Genomic DNA, 19,142 nt, shown 5'->3' with positions numbered 1-19,142 from the left:
AAGGCTTTCGATGCGGTACGAAACGATGTCCTCGCTCGCCCAACAGCTCCGTGTCGACGCCGTGCGCGCCACCGACGCGGCTGGCTCCGGCCATCCGACGTCCGCCATGTCGGCCGCCGAGATCGGCGCCGTTCTGCTCACCCGGCATCTGCGCTACGACTTCGACCGCCCCGACCACCCCGGCAACGACCGGCTCGTCCTCTCCAAGGGGCACGCCTCGCCCCTGCTCTACGCCATGTACCGGGCCGCCGGCGTCGTCGGCGAACCGGAGCTGCTGACCTTCCGGCAGGCGGGCAGCCTCCTCGAAGGCCACCCCACGCCCCGGCTGCCCTGGGTCGACGTCGCCACCGGCTCGCTCGGGCAGGGGTTGCCCGTCGGCGTCGGCATGGCGCTCGCGGGGAAGTTCCTCGACCGCGTCCCCTACCAGGTGTGGGTGGTGAGCGGCGACAGCGAGATGGCCGAGGGCTCCGTCTGGGAGGCCGTCGAGCACGCCGCGTACTGCGGTCTCGACAACCTCACCCTGATCGTCGACGTCAACCGGCTCGGCCAGCGCGGCCCCACGCGCCACCAGCACGACCTCGGCGCCTACGCCGGCCGCCTGGAGGCCTTCGGCTGGCACACCGTACGGATCGACGGCCATGACGTGCAGGCCGTCGACGAGGCCCTTCGCGAGGCGCGCGCGACCGTCGGCCGGCCCACGGCCGTCCTCGCCGCCACCCGCAAGGGCCGTGGCGTGGCCGCCGTCGAGAACCGCGAGGGCAAGCACGGCAAGCCACTCCCCGACGCCGAGGCCGCCATCACCGAGCTCGGCGGGTACCGGGACCTGAGCGTCCGCGTGACCGACCCGCCCGCCGCCCTGGTGTCCCGGCCGGCCCCCGGCGGCGCGCCGGACCTCCCGACGTACGACCGGGGCGAGAAGGTCGCCACCCGGGACGCCTACGGACAGGCTCTCGCCGCCCTCGGGCAGGCACGCGGCGACGTCGTCGCGCTCGACGGCGAGGTCGGCGACTCGACCCGCACCGAGAAGTTCGCCAACGCGCACCCCGAGCGCTACTTCGAGTGCTGGATCGCCGAGCAGCAGCTCGTCGGGGCCGCCGTCGGCCTCCAGGCGCGCGGCTATGTCCCGTACGCCTCGACCTTCGCCGCGTTCCTCACCCGCGCCCACGACTTCATCCGCATGGCCGCCGTGAGCAGAGCCGGGATCAACCTGGTCGGCTCGCACGCCGGTGTCTCGATCGGTCAGGACGGGCCGAGCCAGATGGGACTCGAGGACCTGGCGATGATGCGCTCGGTCCACGGCAGCACCGTCCTCTACCCGTGCGACGCCCACCAGACGGCGCGGCTCGTCGCGACCATGGCCGACCTGGACGGCGTCCGCTACCTGCGCACCACGCGCGGGGCCACGCCCGTGGTCTACGGGCCGGACGAGGAGTTCCCGGTCGGCGGGAGCAAGGTGCTCCGCAGCCACGGCGAGGACGACCGGGCGACGATCGTGGCGGCGGGGGTGACCGTGCCGGAGGCCCTGAAGGCCGCCGACCGGCTGGAGGGCGAGGGGCTGCCGGTGCGGGTGATCGACCTCTACTCGGTCAAGCCCGTCGACACCGCGACCCTCGACGACGCGGCGGGGACGACCGGCTGCGTCCTGACCGTGGAGGACCACCGGCCCGAGGGCGGTCTCGGCGACGCCGTGGCCGAGGCGTACGCCAACGGCCACGGCGGGGTGCCCCGCCTGGCCCGGCTCGCCGTCCGCTCCATGCCCACGTCGGCGACCCCGGACGAGCAGCTCCATGACGCGGGCATCGACGCGGACGCGATCGTCTCCGCGGTCGAGCTGATGCTCGAACGGGTCCTGGTCCGCTGAGCGCGTACGCGGTCCACGCGTCCCGCCCCGCTCGGCCCGGCGCTCACCCGAACGGCCCTGCGCGTCCCCACCGGGGACGGGGACCCGGCCTCCCGGGGCGGCGGGGCGGGGCCTCCGGCAGCTCAGCCCCCGGCTCCGGCGGCGCACGACCCCGCACCCGCTCCCGTGTCCGCGGCCATGTCCGCGGCCGGGTCGGTCCCCTCCGGAGCGGCGAACCCCCGTCAACCTTCGTATAAAGGGCATTGAGGCGCCGTACGGGGCGGCGGCCGGTGTTCGGGAGGTGCGGGAGATGCGGCAGACGGCCCCGGAAGGGCGCGGCCCGGTGCGCTACGGACCACCCGCCCCGGAGCCCGGTCTGCCCGTGCTGCCCGGGCTCGCCGCGATCCTGGCCGCCGCCGCGGGGCGCACCGCCGTCGAACCGCCCGGCGGCGGACCCGTGCTCCGCGAGGCCGCGAGCGGCTACTGGTGGCGGCGCGGCCTGCGGACCCACGCCGAGGACGTCGTCGCCGCGCCCGGTGCCCAGCCCCTCATGCTCGCCCTGATCGCCGCCCACGGTGGCGACATCCTGCTGCCCCGGCCCTGTCCCGCCTGGTGGACCCCGCAGGCCCGGCTCCTCGGCCGCCCCGCCTACCACGTACCCACCCCCGCCGAATGCGGCGGCGTGCCGGACCCGTACGCCCTCCTCGAAACCGTCCGGAGGGTCCGCGCGGAGGGCGGCCGGCCACGGCTGCTGCTGCTCTCCGTCGCCGACGACCCCACCGCCACCGTCGCCCCGCCCGAGCTGGTCCGCGAGGCGTGCGAGGCCGCCGTCGCCGAGGGACTGCACATCATCAGCGACGAGACCTGGCGCGACACCCTGCACCGCCGCCACGACACCGTGGTCCTCAGCCCCGCCGAGATGTGTCCCGACGACGTGACCGTCCTGTACGACCTGGCCGGCGCCCTCGCCCCGGCCGCCTGGCCCTGCGCCGTTGCCCGCTTCCCGCCCACCGGCCCCGACCGTGCCGACCGGTACACCGACCCGCGCGCCCGCACCCTGGACATCCTCACCGCGCTCGGTGCCTTCGTCGCCGGACCCGTCGCCCCCGCCGCCGCCCACGCCCTCGACGAGCCGGAGGAGGTCGCCGTACGGGCCTCCCTCGCCGCGGCCCTCTACGCGCGCGTGGGCACCGCCGCCCACCGCGCCGTCCTCGGCGCGGGCGCCCTCGCCAGGCCGCCCCAGGCCGGCCGGCACCTCTACGCGGACCTGGGACCGCTGCGGTCCGGACTCGCCGCGCGGGGCGTCACCGACTCCATGGAGCTGGAGAACCACCTCGGCCGGCGGCTCGGCACCCCCGTCCCCGGCGGCCACCGCTTCGGCGACGAACTCGGCGCGCTGCGGGTGCGTTTCGACACCGGCGCCTTCCTCGGCTCGACCGAGGAGGAGCTCACGGAGGCCCTCACCTCCGCGAACCCGGTCGAACTGCCGCACGTGGAAAGCGCGTTGATGTCATTCGGAGAGGCTCTGGAGGAACTCCGGTGACACGACCGTCCCGACGAACCGCGTAGAACGGAGCCCGCAGATGACGGAACGGACGGCACGGCCGACGCAGGCCCCGCACTCCGTACGCGACGGCCGGACCACCACCGCCCCTACCCCCGCCGCCACCCCCGCGCCCGTCCCGTCCCCGGTCCTCCAGCCCCTCGGCCGGATCCGGACCGACTGGCCCCGCTCCTTCGTCGAGCGCCTCACCGCCCCGCTCCCCGGCGTCCGCGCCATGGCCCGGCTCGCCCGCGAAGGCGCCGTGCGCCCCGACGCCGAAGGGCTCCGCGACATCCCGCTGCTGCCCTTCGCCCCCGGCCCGCTGCCCGACGCCGGCCCCGACACCCTCGCCGTCACCTGGGCGGGCCACGCGAGCTGGATCCTGCGCGTCGGCGGCCTCACCGTGCTCACCGACCCCGTCTGGTCCCGCCGCATCCTCGGCACCCCCGCCCGGATCACCCCCGTCGGGGTCCGCTGGGAGGACCTGCCGCCCGTGGACGCCGTCGTCATCAGCCACAACCACTTCGACCACCTCGACGCCCCCACCCTCCAGCGCCTGCCCAGGGAAACCCCCGTCTTCGTCCCCGCCGGTCTCGGCCGCTGGTTCGTCCGCCGCCGGTTCAGCCGCGTCACCGAGCTCGACTGGTGGGAGGCGGCCGAACTCGACGGCGTGCGGATCGAGTTCGTCCCCGCCCACCACTGGTCCAAGCGGACCCTCCTGGACACCTGCCGCTCCCTGTGGGGCGGCTGGGTGCTCACCGACCGCGCCGGGCACACGGTGTACTTCGCCGGAGACACCGGCTACGGCCACTGGTTCGCCGAGATCGGCGCCCGGCACCCCGGGCTCGATCTCGCCCTGCTCCCGATCGGCGCCTACGACCCGCGCTGGTGGCTCAGCGACGTCCACACCGACCCCGAGGAGGCCGTCCGGGCCTTCCAGGACCTCGGCGCCCGCCGGATGGCGCCCATGCACTGGGCGACGTTCGTGCTCTCCTCCGAGCCGGTCCTGGAACCGCTCACCCGGGTCAGAGCCGCCTGGGAGCGGGCCGGGCTGCCCCGCGAGGACCTCTGGGACCTCCCGGTCGGCGGCTCACGCGTGCTCGTTCCCTGACCCGCCGCCCCGCCCGGAACCCCGTACCCGATGCCCCGCTCCCCGTACCCGCCGCCACAGCGCCGGAGCCAGGCTGATCAGGACCGTGAGCGCCACCGCCGCAAGCACGCCCTGCCACGGCTCCGGAAACAGCGAGCCGCCCAGGATGCCGATCAGCCCGTACGTCGCCGCCCAGGCCAGGCAGGCCGGCAGGTCCCCGCGCACGAACCTCCGCAGCGGCACCTCCGCGAGGAGGCACGCCAGCATCACCGGGATCCGGCCCGCGGGAATCAGACGGGACAGCACGAGCACCGACACCTGATGCGTGTCGAGCTTCTCCTGCGCCTGTGCGAGCCGGTCGGGGGCCGCCCGCCCCCGCAGCACCGACAGCCACCGGGAGCCGTTCTTCGAACGGACCCCGCGCTGTCCCAGCCAGTACAGCGCCACATCCCCCAGGAGCGCGGCGGAGGCCGACACCAGGAAGACGGCGAGCAGGGTGAGGGGAGCCGTCTGATGGAAGGCGACCACCGCCGCAGAGCTGACGATCGCCCCTGTCGGTACGACCGGCACCAGCGCCCCGAGCGCCACGAGCAGGAAGAGGGAGGGGTAGCCGACCGCGTGCTGGGTCGACTCGGTCGGCAGGTCGCCCGCCGCGCGCAGCAGAGCGTCTATCACCGGGCGACCTCGGGCCGCACGCTCTCGCCGTGTCCGAGCAGATGCACCGCCACCTTCGGCGCGAGCCGCGCCGCGTGCCGCACGAACTCCTCGCCCGGTGCGTGGAACTCGTGCGGTCGCACGGCGTCCATCCCGATCGGCCAGTACGTGCCGTAGTGCACCGGGACCGCCGCCGCCGGGCAGAGCTCCGCGAGCGCCCGCGCCGCGCGCCCCGCGTCCAGATGGCCGTGACCCAGATACGGCCCCCAGCCGCCGACCGGCAGCAGCGCCACGTCCACCGGCCCGACCGCCTCGGCCATCCCGTCGAAGAGTCCGGTGTCACCGGCGAAGTACGTCCGCGCCTCGCCCTCGACGACGTACCCGAGCGCGGGGGCGCGGTGCGGCCCGACGGGCAGGCGCCGTCCGTCGTGCAGCGCCGGAACGGCCCGTACCGTCACGCCCTCCACCGTCACCGAGTCACCGGGGCCGACCTCCGTCAGCCGCAGCCCCCGCCCGTGGAGCCGGCGCAGGCCCGCCACCGACGCGGGCGCACCCCGCGGCACGATCAGCCGCGTCCCGGGCGTCAGGCGGGCGAGCGACGGCAGATGCAGATGGTCGGCGTGCAGATGGGAGACGAGCACCGCCTCGGCGCGCCCGGCCTCGGGCGGCGGCAGCGCGCCGCGCCTGCGCCGTAGATGCGCCAGCCGGCGGGCGAAGAGCGGATCGGTGAGGAAGCGGACCCCGGAGTCCTCGACCGTGCAGGTGGCATGACCCCACCAGGTGACCTCCACCGGCCCGCCGCCCTTCCGCTCGGCACTCCACTTGTCACGAGGGTAAATGTCCGAAGCGGGCGACGCGGGGCGTCTACGGTGGTTCGCGGGGGTAGCCATCCGTCAGCAAGGGGATGGGAGTCGCGGTGAGCACGATGGGGACGACCTGCAATTCGGCGCAGTGTCCGCGCTGCGGGGGCGTCCTCGCCGTCACCCAGGACGGCTGGAGGATCTGCCACACCTGCGGCTACTCCTCACCGCCCTGAGGTCCGGCCGGACCCCCCGGAGGGTCCTCCTCGGGTCCCCGCGATCGGAGTAGGGTCGGGCCATGGACGACGTTCGGGTGGCGGCGATCGCCAGCCTCACCCCGCTCGAGGAACTCGACAGCGACCCCTTCCTGGTCGACACACGAAGCCAGCACGCCATGTGCGCCCGCTGGGCCCTGGACAAGGGCTACGTGGTGGCGAGACAGCTGCTCTTCTACGGGATCCGGCCCGACCACGCGGCGCTCTGGGCGGACGTGGACGACGGCCACGTCGACCTCTTCGTCGCGCCCAACGAACGCGTCCTGTCCCGGGCGTTGACCGACGTGCCGGGGTTCGTCGCGGAGTGCGGGCGCCGTGGCGTACGACTGGAGACCGCGGGTCTCGACGAGCCGTCGTACGACGCCGCGGCCAAGGCCGACGTGCACCGCCGCCTCTCCATGCCCACCGCCGGCTACGACGGCTGTTAGAGGGCGCCCCGCCGGGCGCCCCGCCGGGCGCGAGGCTCCGCCCTGGCTGCGCCCTGCCCCGCCCTGGCTGCGCCCCCGGGGCGATGTGCCACGCTGGAGGCAGGTAACGGGTGAAGGGTGAACCACGCGTGGGTGACGGGCGATGGCGTACCGCCGGCCGCTGGCGGACCGCGGGGAGCGCCCTGGTGCGGGTGATCGTGGTCTGGGCGGTCTCCACCCTGACCATGCTGGCCCTCGCCGGACTGCTGCCCGACTTCGAACTCCAGTCGCCCGACGGCGACAGCATCACCCGCACCGCCCTCACCGCCGTATGGGCCGCCGGCGCCTTCGGTCTCCTCGGCGCGCTGGTGTGGCCCGTCGTCGTCCGCGCCCTGCTGCTCGTACCGGCCCTGGTCCTCGGCCTGTTGGTCTTCTTCCTCAACGGCTCGCTGCTGCTGATCGCGCTCTGGCTGATCCCCGACGGGCGCGGCGCCGCCGACCCCGAGACCGCCGTCGTGGTCGCCGCCGTCATGTCGGCCGTCGCCTCGGCGACCTCCACCGCGCTCGCCGTGCGCGACGACGACGCCTACCGCCGCCGCCTCTACCGACTCGCCGCCCGCACGCGCCGACGGGCCGTCACCGGGGGCCCCGAGCCCGTCCCCGGCACGCTCTTCCTGCAACTCGACGGCGTCGGCCACCGGGTGCTCCGCGACGCCGTCGCCGATGGTCTGATGCCGACCGTCGCCGCCTGGCTCGACACCACCCACCGGCTCACCCCCTGGCGCACCGACTGGTCCAGCCAGACCGGCGCGAGCCAGCTCGGCATCCTGCACGGCTCCAACGAGGACGTGCCCGCCTTCCGCTGGTACGAGAAGGACACCGGCCGGCTGATGGTCTCCAACCGGCCCGCGAGCGCCGTCGAGCTCCAGCGACGGGCCATAGCCCGCACCGGGGAAGGCGGGCTGCTCACCGTCGACGGCGCCTCGCGCGGCAACCTGTTCAGCGGCGGCGCCGACCAGCTCGCGCTCGTCCTGTCGATGGCCGCCCGCCGAGGCCGCCGCAACCGTTCCCGGGCCGGCTACTTCGCGTACTTCTCCGACCCGGCCAACGCCGTCCGCACGGCCGGCTCCTTCGTCGCGGAGGCCGTCCGCGAGGTGTCCCAGTCGACGCGGGCGCGGCTGCGCAAGCAGACCCCGAGGGTGTCGCGCGGCGGCACCTATCCCTTCATCCGGGCCTTCGCCACCGTCGTGGAACGGGACGTGGTCGTGGCAGCGGTGATCGGGGACCTGCTGGCCGGGCGGACCGCCGTCTACGCCGACCTGGTCGCGTACGACGAGGTGGCGCACCACTCGGGCCCGCACGGCCACGACACCGACCGGGTCCTCGCCCGCCTCGACCGCTCGATCGCGCTGATCGCCAAGGTCGCGGAGCACGCGCCCCGCCCGTACCGGATCGTGCTCCTCTCCGACCACGGCCAGAGCCCCGGCGCGACGTTCGAGGGGGTGTACGGGCTGTCCCTGCGGGATCTCGTACGCGCCGGGTGCGGGCTGCCCGTGCCGCGCCGCGTCCGGCGCACCCGCTGGGGGCACCCCCAGACGGAGCCCGGGGGTGGCTCCGAGGCCCGGGTCGCGGCCCGTGACGCGCTGCGCAGCGCCCTGCACCGGCCGGTCGGCGAGGACGGGGAAGGGGTGGGCGAGCCGGTGGGCCCGCGCGAGCGGGACGAGGCCGAGCCGATCGTGCTCGCCTCGGGAAACCTGGGGCTGATCTCGTTTCCCGGAGTGCCGCACCGGCTGACCCGCGAGGAGATCGACCGCCGCCACCCCGGGCTGCTGCGTACTCTCGCCGACCATCCCGGCGTCGGCTTCCTGCTCGTCGCGAGCGCCGAGCACGGTTCGGTCGTCCTGGGGCGCGACGGGGCGGAGGTACCGGTCGCCGAACTCGCCGACGACGGGCCGCTCGCGGTCTTCGGGCCTGGCGCGGCGGACGCGGTCCGGCGCACCGACCGCTTCCCGCACGTCGCCGACATCATGGTCAACTCGATGTACGACCCCGCCAGGGGCACGGTCCACGCCTTCGAGGAGCAGATCGGCTCGCACGGCGGCCTCGGGGGCGAGCAGGGACGTCCCTTCCTGCTCTCGCCCGTGGACCTCTCCGCGCCGGTGCGGGACGGGGGCGAGCTGGTGGGCGCGGAGCAGCTGCACCAGGTCCTGAGGCGCTGGCTGCGGGAGTGCGCGGGTCCGCAGGTGCCGCTGGAGATTTCCCCGCCCGGCGGCGGTGCGGAAGCGTTTCTTCCGGTTGACGGGCCGGTCGTACGGGAGAAAAAGAGCTGATTTGGTGGTGCGTCTCACGTGCCGGACCATGTCCGGGTTTGCACGACGAGAGGCGCACCACCCCCATGAGCACGGCCCTGTCCGACCGGTCCACGGTCGATGTCCCGGACACCTCCGACACCTCAGCCACCTCGGAAACCTCAGTCACCTCCGAGACGTCCGGCGGCCACGGGGAACGGAACAAGCACGCCCGGCGGTTCGGACTGCCGATCGCCACGGCCCTGGTCATGGGCAACATCATCGGCGGCGGAATCTTCCTGCTTCCCGCCTCCGTCGCCCCGTACGGCACGATCAGCCTGGTCGCCTTCGGCGTCCTCACACTCGGGGCCATCGCCCTCGCCCTCGTCTTCGGCCGGCTCGCCCACCGCCACCCGCAGACCGGCGGACCCTACGTCTACGCCCGTGCGGCCTTCGGCGACTTCGCCGGCTTCCTCGCCGCCTGGTCGTACTGGATCACCGCCTGGGTCTCCAACGCGGCCCTCGCCGTGGCCGCCGTCGGCTACCTCGACGTGCTGATGCCCGTCCACGAGTCGACGGCCGCCACCATCGCCGCCGCGCTCACGCTCCAGTGGCTGCCGGCGCTCGCCAACCTCGCGGGCACCCGCTACGTCGGCGCCGTCCAGCTGGTGGCGACCGTCCTCAAGTTCGTCCCGCTCCTCCTGGTCGCCGTCGGCGGGCTGTTCTTCTTCGACAGCGCCAACCTCGGGCCCTTCCAGGCCGGGGACGGCGGCGCGCTCGGCGCGGTCTCCGCCTCCGCGGCGATCCTGCTCTTCAGCTACCTCGGCGTGGAGTCCGCGGCCGTCAGCGCCGGCGAGGTCCGCGACCCGCGGCGCAACGTCGGCCGTGCCACCGTCCTCGGCACCCTGGGCGCGGCCGCGATCTACCTCCTCGGCACGGTCGCCGTCTTCGGCACGGTCGCCCACGACCGGCTGGTCGACTCCTCCGCACCGTTCTCGGACGCCGTGAACGCCATGTTCGGCGGCTCGTGGGGCGGCACGGCCATCGCCTGCATGGCCCTCGTCTCCATGCTGGGCGCGCTCAACGGCTGGACGCTGCTCAGCGCCCAGACCCCGTACGCGGCGGCGCGCGACGGGCTCTTCCCGAGCGTCTTCGCGCGCAAGCGGCGCGGCGTCCCGACGATCGGCGTGATCGTGACCGTCGTCCTCGCCTCGCTCCTGACGGTCTACAACTACACGGTCGGCACCGAGGGCGTCTTCGAGATCCTGGTCCTCGTCACCACCTTCACCGCCACCGTCCCGTACCTCCTCTCCACCGCCGCCCAGATCTACTTCCTCCTCTCCGGCCGCTCCGAGCGCGTCGACCGCGGCCGTCTGGTCCGGGACGGGGTCCTGGCCGCGGCCGCCTTCGGCTTCTCCATGTGGCTGGTGGCGGGCTCGGGTTACGCGGCGGTCTACCAGGGCGTGCTGTTCCTCTTCGCCGGGGTCCTCGTGTACGCCTGGATGTCGGCGCGCAAGGCACGGCGCGAGGCGTGCGAGGAGCATCCGACGGAGCAGCAGACGGCGCGTCCGAGCGCGTGAATCCGGGCCGGCCCGCGTAGGCCGCCCGGGCGGAACCACCGCTCTCACCGGCACGTCGGGCCCTCCACGGGGCAGTACGCAAGTCCATGAGCCCCGCGCCCGAGCCCCGCACCGAACCCGCCGCCCCGGCGGGCGTGGCCCGGCGCGCCGTGCTCGTCCTGACGCTGGTGCTCGCCGCCCTGTTCGGCGTGGGCGCGGGTGCCGTCTGCCCGGCGGGCGCCGAGGCCAGGCCTGCTTCCGCGAGTCAGGCGCCCGACCTGGGCGGGGAGACGCACGAGGCCGCCGAGGCCGAGGCCACGGCGCCCGGACGGCTCCGTCGGCGGTACGGCGACATCCGCGTCCGCGTCGCGCGCCCGGCCCCGGCCGCAGTCCGGGCCGTCACCCCCGTACCCGTACCCCGCCCGCGTGGCGAGGCCCGCAGGTGCGTGGTGATGCGCTGCTGAGAGGCCCTACCTCTCCCAGCACCTCACCCCCCACCGCAAGGAGCTTCACCATGCCCGTCGACCCCTTCGTCGTGCTGCGCGCCCTGCTGCGTGCCGAGGCCGCCCGCGACGCACGCGTCGCGCCCGGAGAGCCGGAACGCGCGGCGGTCCGAGAACCCGAACCCGCACCCGCCCGCGACGAGCGCCCCGCAGGCTAGGAGGGCGCCGGCGGACCGCATTGCGGAAACGCTGCCCGGTGAGCGAGGCTGAGCCGATGACCTCGACCGACCGGCACACGCCTCCCGATCGGTCCGCCGGCCCCGCCGGCCGCCGCGCCCCACTCCCTCCGAAGGCGCTCGGGGCGCTCGGCACCCGGCTCGTCTCCGTCGCCCGACGCCCGTACTGGGACCGCCCCGACCCCGCGTACCTGATCCGCCGCTGGCCCGACCTCACCGCGCTCGGCGTCGCCACGCTCTTCTTCTGGGCCTCCCTCACCCCCTCGCTGGTCCCGCGTCCCTGGTACCTCCAGGGCGTCGTCGGCGGCATCACCGCTGCCATCGGCTACGCACTGGGTTCCTGTGCCGCCTGGCTGTTCCGGGCGCTCGTGCGCCGACGCCCCGGCGAGCGGACACGGGCCAGGTGCTGGCAGGCGTACTGGGTGATCGCCGTGGTCCTCTCGGTCCGGCTCATCTCCGAGAGCGCCCGGATGCAGCGTCAGCTCCGGGTCCTGCAAGGCCTGCCGCCCGCGCTCACCTGGCACACCCCGATGATCGCGCTCATGACGCTCGCGCTGCTGCTCGCGCTCCTCCTCGTGGCCCGCACCGTCCGGCTCGGCTCCGCCAAGCTGATCCGCCGGCTCGGCAGGCACCTGCCCAGGCCTGTCGCCTTCGCCGTCGGGGCGGTCCTCTCCACCCTCGCCGTCCTCGTCGGCGTCCGGGACGTGGTCTTCGACCGGGGAGTCGTGGACATCGCCGACCGGATCGCCGAGGCGACCAACGGCGGTACGAAGGACGGCATCCACCGCCCGGTCTCCCGGTACGTCTCCGGCGGCCCGGGCTCCCTCATCCCCTGGCAGGACCTCGGCTACCAGGGCCGCAACTTCACCGGCTCCGTCCCCACCCGCGCCCGCATCACCGCGGTGAGCGGACGACGCGCCGCCGCCGACCCCGTCCGTGTCTACATACCCTCCGCGCTGCCGGCCGCCTTCGAGGACGAACGCCCCTTCGCCGCCCAGGCCCGGCTCGCCGTCCGCGAACTGGAGCGCACCGGCGCCTTCGGCCGCCGGGTGCTCGCCGTCGCCGGCACCACCGGCACGGGCTGGGTCAACCCCAACGTGGCCGAGCCGCTGGAGTTCATGTACGGCGGAGACACCGCGATCGTCGCCGTCCAGTACTCGTACCTGCCCAGCTGGGTCTCCTTCCTCGTCGACAAGGAGAAGGCGGGCCAGGCCACCCGCGCGCTCGTCCGGGCCGTACGCGCCCGCGTCGACGCGCTGCCCGCCGAGCGGCGGCCCCAGCTCCTGGTCACCGGCGAGAGCCTCGGCGCGTACGCGATCGAGGCGTCCTTCGACGGCCCCGACGACCTCCTTGCCCGAACCGACGGGGCCCTGCTGCTCGGCACCCCGAACTTCTCCCCGATCTCGGAGGAGATCCGCCGTGACCGCGACCCCGGCAGTCCGGTGTGGCGCCCCCAGTACGAGGGCGGCGCGCGGGTGCGCTTCGCGCAGTTCCCTGCGGCCGACCTCGGCCGGCCCCCGGCCCGCTGGCAGTGGCCCCGCGCGGTCTATCTGCAGAACGCCTCGGACCCGGTCGTCTGGTGGTCGCCGGACCTCCTCCTGGACCGCCCCCAGTGGCTCGCGGACCCGCTCGGCCCGGACATCACCCCCGAGATCGACTGGTTCCCGTTCGTCGCCTTCTGGCAGACCTCCGTCGACATGGCCGTCTCGTACGGCGTGCAGGCACCGCACGGCCACCGCTACGGCGCCGGGGCCGTGGACGGCTGGGCGGCGGTGGCCCCGCCGGAGGGCTGGACGGCCGCCGACACGGCCAGGCTGCGCGCCTACATCCAGCAGCGGGACGCCGCCTACTGACGCGAAGGGGCCTCAGGCCGCGCCGTGGGCGCTCTGCGCCCGAGCGCCCCTGCCGTGGAGGAGAACCAGCGTCGTCAGACCGGCGGCGAGCAGCACCAGCGCCACCATGGCCGGGACCAGACCGACGAGCGCGCCCGACGCCAGCGCGCACACCCCGCCCACGGCGAGGACCGTCGGCCTGCGGCCCGAGGTGCGCAGCACGATCGCGGCGCCGCCGAGCAGGAAGACGCCGACACCGCCCGTCAGCGACCAGGCCACGACGCCGTGCAGCGGCTCGGCGAGGTCGTAGTGGCCGGTGTCGGCGACCTGTTGCAGGACCTTCTTCATCCCGAGCGCGCAGAGCACCACACCCGCGACCAGCGGAAGGTGCAGGAAGGTGTACACGTCCCGGGCGAACCGGGTCCGCTCGTCGCCGTCGAGCCCGGCCAGCCGGTGCTCCGCCCCCTCCGCGAGCCGCCGGAAGTACAGCGCCCAGAGCGCGGCCGAGAGCAGCAGCCCCGCAGCGGAGGCGCCCAGGACGGCGACCGTGACCGGGAGGCCGGACACCCCGACGCCCATCGCCACGATCGACTCGCCGAGCGCGATGATGACGATCAGACCGTGCCGCTCGGAGAAGTGCCCGGGGGAGTTGACCCGCCAGCCCGAGGCTCCCGTGACGTAGATCCCGCCGTAGTCGATGACCACCGCGCCCAGCCACAGCAGGAGCTGGACCTTCCCGGAGTACGCGGAGCCGATCAGCAGCAGCACCATCGGCGGAGCCACGGACAGCAGCGCCGTGCGGCGCAGCGTGGCCCGCAGGGCGGCGTCACCGGGGCTGGAGATCCAGTACGAGACCAGATGGAGCGTGCGCACGGCTCCGTAGCAGAGCACGAACAGGAGCGGAGCCGAGAGCCCGCCGGGAGCGTCCGCGAACACCTCGGGCACCACGAGCGACACGATGAAGACGACGGCCATCACGACCACGAGCACCGCGAACAGCGCACCGGAGTCGGCCCGGACGACATTGCCCAGCCACGCGAAGCAGCACCAGCACCACCACAGCAGGGCGAGCACGATCATCGCGCCGAGCACGCGGATCACCGACGGATCGGCGGCCATCAGGGCGGTGACCTGCGTGATCGCGTACACGAACACCAGGTCGAAGAAGAGCTCGGCCGGCGTCACCCGGTGTTCGTCCCCGGCAGCCACCATCCCCGCCCGGTCCCTGCGCCACGCCATGTGCGTCTCCCGCCGTCCCGTGGGCGGCCCCCGCCACCACGGCGCGAACAATACCCATACACCGCACGCGAGTTGCGGCTGGACGGCCCCCGTCCCGGCGGGGCGGTCCGGCGGCCGGGCCCCGCTCACCCGCCCGGCCGGTACACCCGCAGGTCACGTACCTCGAACGACATCTCGTCGGTGTCCGCGTCCGGTGCCGGATGGTAACGGCCCGCGCAGACCGACAGATTGACGATCAGACAGGCGTGCCAGGAGTGGCCGACCCCGCGGCGGTCGTCGAACACCCGCACGCCGTCCAGCCACCACACCACCGAACGCGCTCCGAACTCCGTCCGCAGCGTGACCCAGCCGCCGGGGCGCACCGAGGGGGAGCGGTGGTAGCGGTGGGCGCCGCGCACGCGGTTCGACAGTTCGAGCAGGTCGGGATTGTCCGGGTGGTACTCGAAGACGTCGATCTCCTGTCCGCCGTCGCGCCAGGTCCAGATCGCCGGCCAGGCCCCGGTCTCCTCGGGCAGCCGGACCCGCGCCTCCAGCACGTCCCCCGCGCGCACCTCGAACCCCTGGGGGCTGCCCTCCGTCGTCAGCAGTCCGCTGTCCCACAGCCCGTCGGCGCGGCGGGTCGCGCGGAAGACGCCGGAACGGCTGTAGGCGGGGTCCTCCACCAGGTGGTCCAGCTTGTTGTCGCCCGGGTTGACCGGACCGCCGTCGGGATAGGCCCACGAACGGCCGGCGACCCACTGCTCAGGAGAGCTGAAGTCCGCGATGAAGACCGGCTCGGAGGCCGGAGGCGAGGATGACATGGGAGGCTCCCCGGGTAGGACGGTCGTGCCACAGGCGTTCTGCCCTCAGCGGCCGCCGCCATGCGGAGTTCATCACTCCGTGTCGAGAACTCGTCACGAAGAGCAGTCGGCGGTTCGACCGGGCCCCGTCCCTGAGGTGACGGCGCCCGCATCGGGGCATAGTGGAGACACACCCCCGGTGAGGAGGTCTGCCGTGGCCCCGCCAGCATCCCCCCGAAACCTTTCCGTCGCTCTCGGCGACCACCGCGAACGCCTCATGGCCGGCGCCCGTCCGGTGGACTTCCCCGAAGGCACCCGGCTCTTCGAGGAAGGGGGAATCGCCGACCAGTTCTGGATCATCCGCACGGGTACGGTCACCCTCGACGTCCAGGTGTCCGGCCGTTCCGCCGCCGTCGTCGAGAGCGTGCGTGCGGGCGAACTGGTCGGCTGGTCCTGGCTGTTCCACCCCTATCGCTGGCATTTCGGCGGAGAGGCCATGACCCGTGTGCGGGCCTTCGAGTTCGACGCCCCCTCCGTGCGGCGGGAGATGGCCGAGGACCCGGCGTTCGGCTACGCCCTGGAGCACGCCGTGGGCCAGATGCTGGCGCACCGCCTGGTCTCCGCCCGAACCCGCCTGCTGGACCTCTACGCCCCGCACCGAAGCCGCCTGTGAGCACGGGCCCACGCGGTTCCGAACCCTCATTACCTCGCACGTAATCGACCCGCGGCAGGACCGGCGGCATCGTGGTGTCCACCGGAACTCGGCCGGCGCACTCCGGCCGGGCTCCGGCCCCACCATCAGCGGTTACGTCCCCCAAGGAGGGTGATCCGCCATGTCCCAGGCCCTGCTCGCCGGCCTCTCCCGCACCACTCGGCCCCTGTCCACGCTGCGCCGGTTCCTCGCCCTCGACGCCCTCGTCACGGGCGCCAACGGGCTCGCCTATCTCGGCGCCTCCGGGCCGCTCGGCGAGCTGTTCGGCGTCGACCCCGGGCTGCTCCTCGCCCTCGGCGCCCTCCTCACCGCGTACGCCGCCGCCGTGGCCTGGGTCGGCGGCCGGGCCCGCCCGCCCGTCCTCGGCGTCAGGCTCGTCGTCGACGTCAACGTCCTCTGGACCGTGCTGAGCGTCGTCGCGCTCGTCGCCTGGCTCGAGCCGACCACGGCGGGGACCGTGTGGACCCTGGCACAGGCCCTCACCGTCGCCGGCTTCGCCGTCCTCCAGTGGTCGGCGCTGCGCGCCGCTACCCCGTGAGCGACCGCAGATAGTCGACCGTCGCCGGGTCGGCCGGGAGCAGCGTCTCGATGGCCAGCTCGGCGACGGTCACGTCCGTCGGGGTGTTGAACGTGGAGATCGAGGAGACGAAGGACAGCACCCGCCCGTCGTGCTCGATCCGCAGCGGGAGCGCGAAGTACGGATACGGCTCCGGGTCCTCCCGGTCCCCGGGGTCCGAGGCGCCCTCCGGCAGCGGGTACGCCGCCACCTCCTCGTACAGCGTCCGCAGCGCGGGCGAGCGGGAGAGCGCGATCTGGCGCTCCATCTGGGCCAGCAGATGGCCCCGCCACTCCCGGAGGTTCCGGATCCGCGGTGCCAGCCCCTCGGGGTGGAGCGTGATCCGCATCGCGTTCAGCGGCGGCGTCAGCAGGTGCTCCGCCACGCCGGAGAGCAGCACGCCGATGCCCTCGTTCGCCGCCACCACCGTGTACGAACCGTCCACCACGAGCGCCGGATACGGGTCGTAGCCGCGCAGCAGCTGCTCGATGCCCGCCCGCAAGGTCTCCAGCTGCGGGTCGTCGAGCGCCGACTCGGTGTACTTCGGGGCGTACCCCGCCGCGAGCAGCAGCGCGTTCCGCTCCCGTACGGGCACCTCCAGGTGCTCGGCGAGGCGGAGGACCATCTCCTCGCTCGGCCGGGCCCTGCCGGTCTCGATGAAGGAGATGTGCCGGGCCGAGGAATCGGCCAGCAGCGCCAGCGCCAACTGGCTCAACCGCCGCTGCTCGCGCCAGCCGCGCAGCAGCGGCCCTACTCCCGTGTCGGTCGCGACTGTTGTCATGACCCGACGCTATCCCAGGTGTCGGCCGGGGTATCGAACCCCCGGGACCGTATCGTCACCGTGAGCAACCCCGACCGGAGGGAGTACGGACATGCCCACAGAGCCGCTGTCGCAGAAGGAGATCGAGGACCGCCTGCGAGAGCTCCCCGGCTGGTCCCTGACGGACGACCGGATCACCCGCACGTACAGCCTCGGCGACCACTTCGCGGCCACCGCGATGGTGGTCCACGTGGCGCAGATCCAGCAGGAGCTCAACCACCACTCCGATCTGACCCTCGGATACAACACGGTCGCGGTCTCCGTGAACACGCACTCCGCCGGACCCGGCATCACGGACAAGGACTTCGAACTGGCCGCCCGGGTCGACGCCGTCGCCCCCGGCCACGGCGCGAGCTGACCTCCGCGGACTAGGCTCTCCCCCATGGGGGAGACGTTGCTGGACTACGACGCCGAGGCGGACCGTTACGACGAGACGCGCGGCGGAGTCCCGCGGGCGCGGGCAGCCGCCGAGGCGGTACTGCGACTGGTGCCGCCCGGCGCCCGCACCCTGCTCGACCTCGCCTGTGGCACCGGGCTCGTCACCGAGCGGCTCACCCGCCCGGACCTGCGCGTCTACGGCGCCGACGCCGCATCCGGCATGGCGCGCAGGGCCGTTCGGCGCGTCCCGGGCGGGATCGTCCTCGCCGACGCCCGGCGGCTCCCGTTCCCGGACGCCTCCGTGGACGCGGTCAGCGCCGTCTGGCTGCTGCACCTGGTCCCCTTCACGGCCGCGATCGTCGCCGAGGCGGCCCGGGTGCTGCGCCCGGGGGGCGTCCTGATCGTCACGGTCGACAAGGACGCCGCCCACGACGTCGGCAGCGACATCGACGCCGTCCTCGCGTCGCACCGTTCCTACGAGGCGAGCACCGACCGGGCCGATCTGGTCGCGGCCCACGCGGCCGCGCACGGCCTCGAACCGGCCGGCGCCACCCGTTTCACCGGCCACGGCCAGGGCAACACCCCGCGCGCCACCGTCGAGAAGCTGCGCCGCGGCTACTTCGCCTCGTGGTTCGGCGGCTCCCCGGAGACGGCGGCCGCGCTCGCCGCCGAGCTCGGCGCACTGCCGGACCAGGACCGCCCCCGTGACGACCCCGATTACCGGCTCGTGTCCTACCGGCGCCCCGTCAGGCGCGTCTGAACTCCATCACCCAGTTCGTCACCCACTCCCCGCCGTCGACCGCGAACGCCTGCTCCCAGCGCGCCGTGCCGGCCGAGATGCCCGACCAGCGGAAGCGCACCCGCACGTCCGTGCCGGCATAGGTGTCCACACCGTGGAACTCCCCGGTGCCGTCCTCGGACCACCGCCCCCTGACCGGCGGTTCGAGGCGGCCCGTACGGCTGTTGGACCAGTTCAGGGTCCACTCGCCCGTCTCGGGTTCGTACAGCCTCAGCGTCAGCCCGCTGAACCCCTTCGACGGGAAGACGATCTCGTCGACATGGGCCCGTCCGCCCCAGTGGAGACGGCCCGAGGTGTGCCCGTCGAACTCCTCCCAGCCGCTCGCGGGATCGAGGAAGTCGGCGAGGCGGCGGTTGCGGACGTTCCAGTCGCCGTCGAGGAAGTCGAAGCCGTCGACGTGGTCCCCGCCGCTCACGCGCGGTCTCCCGTCGTGCCGGCGGGCAGGGAGTCGAGCACATAGCCGTCGAGGTCGGGCGTGTCCGGCGCCAGCATGTGCCGTACCCAGGCGTCCCGTTCGTGCAGGATCGGCGGGAGCTCCCAGACACAGCCGATCCACGGCTTCGACGTCTTCACGAAGTGGGTGGGGTCGGTGTCCGGGCAGCCGAGGACCGGCTGACCTGCTGCCGCGCCGCCGAAGTGGAGCACGTTGTCCCACACCCAGCTGTACGCGTTCAGGTAGGCGCCGGTGTCGCCGCCCCGGTGGAGGACGACGAAGCTCGCGGGCGGTGTCCCGTCCGCCTCGGGGAGCAGGTCGGGCAGCAGGGCGTAGGCCGCCTTCTCCACCTCGGGCTCGATCCCGGCCGGGTCCAGGGTGACGTGGTAGCGCTTGATGCGACGGCCGCCCACCTCGAGGGACGGCGGAACGAAGAGCAACTTCTCTGCGAAAGCCATG

Annotated in this window: 20 protein-coding genes; 13 read left to right on the top strand and 7 right to left on the bottom strand. The window is 74.0% G+C overall.

The window, feature by feature from the left end; translation table 11 throughout:
• Positions 1–10 precede the first annotated feature (10 nt).
• The 3 genes from ACF1G2_RS04590 (at position 11) to ACF1G2_RS04580 (ending at position 4,494) form a co-directional block, all read left to right on the top strand.
• Entirely contained in the window at positions 11–1,861 is a 1,851-nt protein-coding gene (locus ACF1G2_RS04590; RefSeq protein ID WP_391796818.1) for a transketolase, read from the top strand.
• Between the two features lie 289 nt (positions 1,862–2,150).
• Positions 2,151–3,383 (top strand): aminotransferase class I/II-fold pyridoxal phosphate-dependent enzyme, encoded by a 1,233-nt coding sequence (locus tag ACF1G2_RS04585; RefSeq protein ID WP_391796817.1) that lies wholly within the window; start codon positions 2,151–2,153, stop codon positions 3,381–3,383.
• 40 nt (positions 3,384–3,423) lie between these two features.
• A complete protein-coding gene (locus ACF1G2_RS04580) occupies positions 3,424–4,494 on the top strand; it encodes an MBL fold metallo-hydrolase (protein WP_391796816.1) in 1,071 nt (356 codons plus the stop codon).
• On the opposite strand, the gene ACF1G2_RS04575 is transcribed toward ACF1G2_RS04580, so the two are convergent.
• Positions 4,474–5,148 carry a DedA family protein gene (locus ACF1G2_RS04575; protein WP_391796815.1) on the bottom strand — a complete coding sequence of 225 codons (675 nt, stop codon included), beginning with the start codon at positions 5,146–5,148 and terminating at the stop codon, positions 4,474–4,476. The genes ACF1G2_RS04580 and ACF1G2_RS04575 overlap by 21 nt on opposite strands.
• Positions 5,145–5,918 carry an MBL fold metallo-hydrolase gene (locus ACF1G2_RS04570; protein WP_391796814.1) on the bottom strand — a complete coding sequence of 258 codons (774 nt, stop codon included), beginning with the start codon at positions 5,916–5,918 and terminating at the stop codon, positions 5,145–5,147. Before ACF1G2_RS04570 ends, ACF1G2_RS04575 begins: the two co-directional genes overlap by 4 nt.
• Before the next feature lie 307 nt (positions 5,919–6,225).
• On the opposite strand from ACF1G2_RS04570, the gene ACF1G2_RS04565 reads away from it, so the two are divergent.
• The 6 genes from ACF1G2_RS04565 (at position 6,226) to ACF1G2_RS04540 (ending at position 12,988) form a co-directional block, all read left to right on the top strand.
• Positions 6,226–6,630, top strand: coding sequence for a recombinase family protein (locus ACF1G2_RS04565; RefSeq protein ID WP_352188096.1), 405 nt, complete (start codon positions 6,226–6,228; stop codon positions 6,628–6,630).
• Positions 6,631–6,758: 128 nt separating this feature from the next.
• Positions 6,759–8,939, top strand: coding sequence for a phage holin family protein (locus ACF1G2_RS04560; protein WP_391796813.1), 2,181 nt, complete (start codon positions 6,759–6,761; stop codon positions 8,937–8,939).
• A 65-nt stretch (positions 8,940–9,004) separates the two neighbouring features.
• Positions 9,005–10,477 (top strand): amino acid permease, encoded by a 1,473-nt coding sequence (locus ACF1G2_RS04555; RefSeq protein ID WP_391796812.1) that lies wholly within the window; start codon positions 9,005–9,007, stop codon positions 10,475–10,477.
• Between the two features lie 86 nt (positions 10,478–10,563).
• Positions 10,564–10,920, top strand: coding sequence for a hypothetical protein (locus tag ACF1G2_RS04550; RefSeq protein ID WP_391796811.1), 357 nt, complete (start codon positions 10,564–10,566; stop codon positions 10,918–10,920).
• Positions 10,921–10,970: 50 nt separating this feature from the next.
• Positions 10,971–11,117 (top strand): hypothetical protein, encoded by a 147-nt coding sequence (locus tag ACF1G2_RS04545; RefSeq protein WP_391796810.1) that lies wholly within the window; start codon positions 10,971–10,973, stop codon positions 11,115–11,117.
• 56 nt (positions 11,118–11,173) lie between these two features.
• On the top strand, positions 11,174–12,988 hold the full coding sequence (locus ACF1G2_RS04540; protein ID WP_391796809.1) for an alpha/beta hydrolase: 1,815 nt from the start codon (positions 11,174–11,176) through the stop codon (positions 12,986–12,988).
• Positions 12,989–13,000: 12 nt separating this feature from the next.
• On the opposite strand, the gene ACF1G2_RS04535 is transcribed toward ACF1G2_RS04540, so the two are convergent.
• Together ACF1G2_RS04535 and ACF1G2_RS04530 are read right to left on the bottom strand one after the other, a co-directional pair.
• Positions 13,001–14,206: a low temperature requirement protein A gene (locus ACF1G2_RS04535; protein ID WP_391796808.1), complete on the bottom strand. Its 1,206-nt coding sequence runs from the start codon at positions 14,204–14,206 to the stop codon at positions 13,001–13,003.
• Positions 14,207–14,331: 125 nt separating this feature from the next.
• Entirely contained in the window at positions 14,332–15,006 is a 675-nt protein-coding gene (locus tag ACF1G2_RS04530) for a beta-glucanase (protein WP_391796807.1), read from the bottom strand.
• Positions 15,007–15,262: 256 nt separating this feature from the next.
• Between ACF1G2_RS04530 and ACF1G2_RS04525 the strand changes: the two genes are divergently transcribed.
• Together ACF1G2_RS04525 and ACF1G2_RS04520 are read left to right on the top strand one after the other, a co-directional pair.
• A complete protein-coding gene (locus tag ACF1G2_RS04525) occupies positions 15,263–15,658 on the top strand; it encodes a cyclic nucleotide-binding domain-containing protein (RefSeq protein WP_391797037.1) in 396 nt (131 codons plus the stop codon).
• 160 nt (positions 15,659–15,818) lie between these two features.
• On the top strand, positions 15,819–16,235 hold the full coding sequence (locus ACF1G2_RS04520) for a hypothetical protein (RefSeq protein WP_391796806.1): 417 nt from the start codon (positions 15,819–15,821) through the stop codon (positions 16,233–16,235).
• Here the strand turns inward: ACF1G2_RS04520 and ACF1G2_RS04515 are convergent.
• Positions 16,225–17,034 carry a helix-turn-helix domain-containing protein gene (locus tag ACF1G2_RS04515; RefSeq protein WP_391796805.1) on the bottom strand — a complete coding sequence of 270 codons (810 nt, stop codon included), beginning with the start codon at positions 17,032–17,034 and terminating at the stop codon, positions 16,225–16,227. The genes ACF1G2_RS04520 and ACF1G2_RS04515 overlap by 11 nt on opposite strands.
• A gap of 91 nt (positions 17,035–17,125) precedes the next feature.
• On the opposite strand from ACF1G2_RS04515, the gene ACF1G2_RS04510 reads away from it, so the two are divergent.
• Both ACF1G2_RS04510 and ACF1G2_RS04505 read left to right on the top strand, forming a co-directional pair.
• Entirely contained in the window at positions 17,126–17,431 is a 306-nt protein-coding gene (locus ACF1G2_RS04510) for a 4a-hydroxytetrahydrobiopterin dehydratase (protein WP_391796804.1), read from the top strand.
• A gap of 36 nt (positions 17,432–17,467) precedes the next feature.
• Positions 17,468–18,211, top strand: a complete 744-nt coding sequence (locus ACF1G2_RS04505; protein ID WP_391797036.1) for a class I SAM-dependent methyltransferase — start codon at positions 17,468–17,470, stop codon at positions 18,209–18,211.
• Here the strand turns inward: ACF1G2_RS04505 and ACF1G2_RS04500 are convergent.
• Positions 18,198–18,665, bottom strand: a complete 468-nt coding sequence (locus ACF1G2_RS04500) for a hypothetical protein (RefSeq protein WP_391796803.1) — start codon at positions 18,663–18,665, stop codon at positions 18,198–18,200. The two genes, ACF1G2_RS04505 and ACF1G2_RS04500, sit on opposite strands and share 14 nt — an antisense overlap.
• Positions 18,662–19,141, bottom strand: a complete 480-nt coding sequence (locus ACF1G2_RS04495) for a hypothetical protein (RefSeq protein WP_391796802.1) — start codon at positions 19,139–19,141, stop codon at positions 18,662–18,664. The genes ACF1G2_RS04500 and ACF1G2_RS04495 overlap by 4 nt, the downstream gene beginning before the upstream one ends.
• Position 19,142 lies beyond the last annotated feature (1 nt).

Origin of the sequence: Streptomyces sp. NPDC013457, from assembly GCF_043089925.1 — a bacterium.
Taxonomy (GTDB): domain Bacteria; phylum Actinomycetota; class Actinomycetes; order Streptomycetales; family Streptomycetaceae; genus Streptomyces.
This window is presented reverse-complemented; position numbering and strand designations above follow the sequence as displayed.

Excerpts from the sequence above, each read along its gene's own strand:
- ACF1G2_RS04580 (WP_391796816.1), top strand. The coding sequence starts at position 3,424 with ATGACGGAACGGACGGCACGGCCGACGCAGGCCCCGCACTCCGTACGC.
- ACF1G2_RS04510 (WP_391796804.1), top strand. The coding sequence starts at position 17,126 with ATGCCCACAGAGCCGCTGTCGCAGAAGGAGATCGAGGACCGCCTGCGA.
- ACF1G2_RS04495 (WP_391796802.1), bottom strand. The coding sequence starts at position 19,141 with ATGGCTTTCGCAGAGAAGTTGCTCTTCGTTCCGCCGTCCCTCGAGGTG.
- ACF1G2_RS04550 (WP_391796811.1), top strand. The coding sequence starts at position 10,564 with ATGAGCCCCGCGCCCGAGCCCCGCACCGAACCCGCCGCCCCGGCGGGC.
- ACF1G2_RS04590 (WP_391796818.1), top strand. The coding sequence starts at position 11 with ATGCGGTACGAAACGATGTCCTCGCTCGCCCAACAGCTCCGTGTCGAC.
- ACF1G2_RS04520 (WP_391796806.1), top strand. The coding sequence starts at position 15,819 with ATGTCCCAGGCCCTGCTCGCCGGCCTCTCCCGCACCACTCGGCCCCTG.
- ACF1G2_RS04535 (WP_391796808.1), bottom strand. The coding sequence starts at position 14,206 with ATGGCGTGGCGCAGGGACCGGGCGGGGATGGTGGCTGCCGGGGACGAA.
- ACF1G2_RS04555 (WP_391796812.1), top strand. The coding sequence starts at position 9,005 with ATGAGCACGGCCCTGTCCGACCGGTCCACGGTCGATGTCCCGGACACC.
- ACF1G2_RS04525 (WP_391797037.1), top strand. The coding sequence starts at position 15,263 with ATGGCCGGCGCCCGTCCGGTGGACTTCCCCGAAGGCACCCGGCTCTTC.
- ACF1G2_RS04530 (WP_391796807.1), bottom strand. The coding sequence starts at position 15,006 with ATGTCATCCTCGCCTCCGGCCTCCGAGCCGGTCTTCATCGCGGACTTC.
- ACF1G2_RS04565 (WP_352188096.1), top strand. The coding sequence starts at position 6,226 with ATGGACGACGTTCGGGTGGCGGCGATCGCCAGCCTCACCCCGCTCGAG.
- ACF1G2_RS04540 (WP_391796809.1), top strand. The coding sequence starts at position 11,174 with ATGACCTCGACCGACCGGCACACGCCTCCCGATCGGTCCGCCGGCCCC.
- ACF1G2_RS04515 (WP_391796805.1), bottom strand. The coding sequence starts at position 17,034 with ATGACAACAGTCGCGACCGACACGGGAGTAGGGCCGCTGCTGCGCGGC.
- ACF1G2_RS04545 (WP_391796810.1), top strand. The coding sequence starts at position 10,971 with ATGCCCGTCGACCCCTTCGTCGTGCTGCGCGCCCTGCTGCGTGCCGAG.
- ACF1G2_RS04585 (WP_391796817.1), top strand. The coding sequence starts at position 2,151 with ATGCGGCAGACGGCCCCGGAAGGGCGCGGCCCGGTGCGCTACGGACCA.